Origin of the sequence: Sulfolobus sp. B1, assembly GCF_007050195.1 — an archaeon.
Taxonomy (GTDB): Archaea; Thermoproteota; Thermoprotei_A; order Sulfolobales; family Sulfolobaceae; genus Saccharolobus.
This window is the reverse complement of record NZ_QIMI01000188.1, coordinates 1-2,214: the sequence shown is the minus strand read 5'-3', so window position 1 is coordinate 2,214 and position 2,214 is coordinate 1. Positions and strand designations below refer to the sequence as shown.

1 protein-coding gene is annotated in these 2,214 nt (G+C 36.4%); it reads left to right on the top strand.

Annotated elements, in window-relative coordinates; all coding sequences use genetic code 11:
* On the top strand, positions 1 to 2,214 hold a 2,214-nt coding region (locus DMP16_RS09240; protein ID WP_143577140.1), incomplete at both ends, for a protease pro-enzyme activation domain-containing protein.

Here is a 2,214-nt window from a genome sequence, read left to right as displayed (position 1 = left end):
TCATAAGTTCTTAACTTCTCAAGAAGTTTCTCAATTATTCTTACCTACAAATCAGTTTAATACTATAATGGATTACTTGAACAATGATGGCTTTAAAATTTTATTTACGGCATTAGATTCTGTCATAGTTATTCAAGGAACTGTATCTCAAGTTGAAAAATATTTAGGTCTCAATTTTGCTGTCTACTCTAACGGTAGTGTAACCTATTATACCTCCTATGGGATGCCTAAGATTAACGCATTAGTGTATTCCAGTAATGTCTCAACAATATATTTCTCTCATCCGTCCACACTAATAACTCAAAAAGATATAGAGAAGTTATATAGTACGATCAATCAAACCTTCCCTATTGAGGGATATTGGCCTACAGTTTTACAAAAAGTGTATAATACTTCATCCATACCTACTCAAGGGGAGAACACTACTATTGGAATACTCGACTTCTATGGTGATCCTTACATCTATCAGCAATTAGTTTATTTTGACAAGGTTACTGGCTTGCCTAATCCTCCTAACTTTACTGTAATACCAATAGGTCCTTATAATCCTAACTTAGGTATCTTAACAGGATGGGCAGGTGAAATAAGTTTAGATGTTGAAGTTGCTCACACGATGGCTCCTAAGACTAACATAATCTTATACATAGCTAATGATGAATTACCATTAGCTAGCATAATAGCCTACATAGTTCAACAAGACGCTGTAAACGTTTTATCCCAGAGTTTTGGTATTCGAGAGTCAGCGTTTTCTTCATCATTCAATGGGCAAGCTTTCTACACATGTATAATGTTGAGTGATGAGTATTATGCTTTAGGTTCTGCTGAGGGAATAACTTTCCTAGCGAGCTCTGGTGATGCGGGAGGTTCTGGTTATAGTAACGGTCCTATTGGGACTGTAGGCTATCCAGCTACTTCTCCCTTTGTTACTTCGGTAGGTGGAACTACAGTTTATGTACAGTTTCCTAATGGTTCATATTACCAGACAGCCTGGTCAAATTACGGTTTTGTCCCTAATGGCCTTAATTATGGTGGCTCTACTGGTGGTGTAAGTATAATTGAGCCTAAACCTTGGTATCAATGGTCATTACCAACTCCATCAACTTATCCTAATGGTAAACTGATTCCAGAGATCTCGGCTAACGCTAACGTATATCCCGGCATATTTATAGTATGTCCTACTAACATTACAGGGATTTCTGGAGGTACTAGTGAAGCATCTCCTCTTACTGCTGGTATCTTAGCTAATGTAGAGAGCTACTTGCACATGAGGATAGGCTTACTTAATCCGATTTTACAATATATGTATGAAAAATATTATGGAAAAGCCATTGAGCCAGTAACATTTGGATATAACATACCTTGGGTTTCTGCCTATGGTTATAATTTAGTTACGGGTTATGGTACGATTAATGCAGGGTATTTTGCTAAATTGTTTCCTGTAAATTCAAGTGAACAAGGATTATCGATCGTTATTAATGTTTATAATACTTCAATACCAACCTTACCAGCTATTCAATTCTATCCTAGTCAAAGAGTGCTGATAGTAGCTAATGTAACATATAATGGCTCTCCAGTTCAAAGTGGAGAATTTCATGCATTGGTAGAGAATTATTTAGGTAATCTTTCCCTAGTTAATCTCACATATAATCCTTTAAGTAAGGTATGGGTTGGGTCGTTAACTCTACCTAGTGATGCAAACGGTATTCTATTCTTTTACGTATTTGGAGAAGCTAATAATGGTATTAGCGGTATCGGATACTATGAGGCTTTCTCTGGTTACTATGTGGAATTCTTTTCTCCAGTTACATTTGTTCCAGTTGATAGCGAGTTTGGAGTACCTCTTGCTGTAAATGTTAGCAATATTTACGGTCAGCCTGTTTTAGGTCCTACTAACATTACCTTTAACATCTACGTTTATAACATTACTAATAATGAATATACATTTTTAACTAGTATTAACGTAACTGTAGCAAATGGGACAGGGGGAGTCTATTTACCATTAAACTTGACTTCTGGTGACTTGTTAATAGAGGCAGTGAACGGTTACGGATTTGACGCGTTTACTAACGGTATATATATGCAAAGTCTATTCATATTGCCTCAAGTAGTTACGGAACCAGGCAGTGTTTCTCCTGGGCAATATATTGAGATTGAGGGTAGCATAACTTCTCCAATTAACTTACCATTAAGTAACCCATCAAACGTACTTTATGG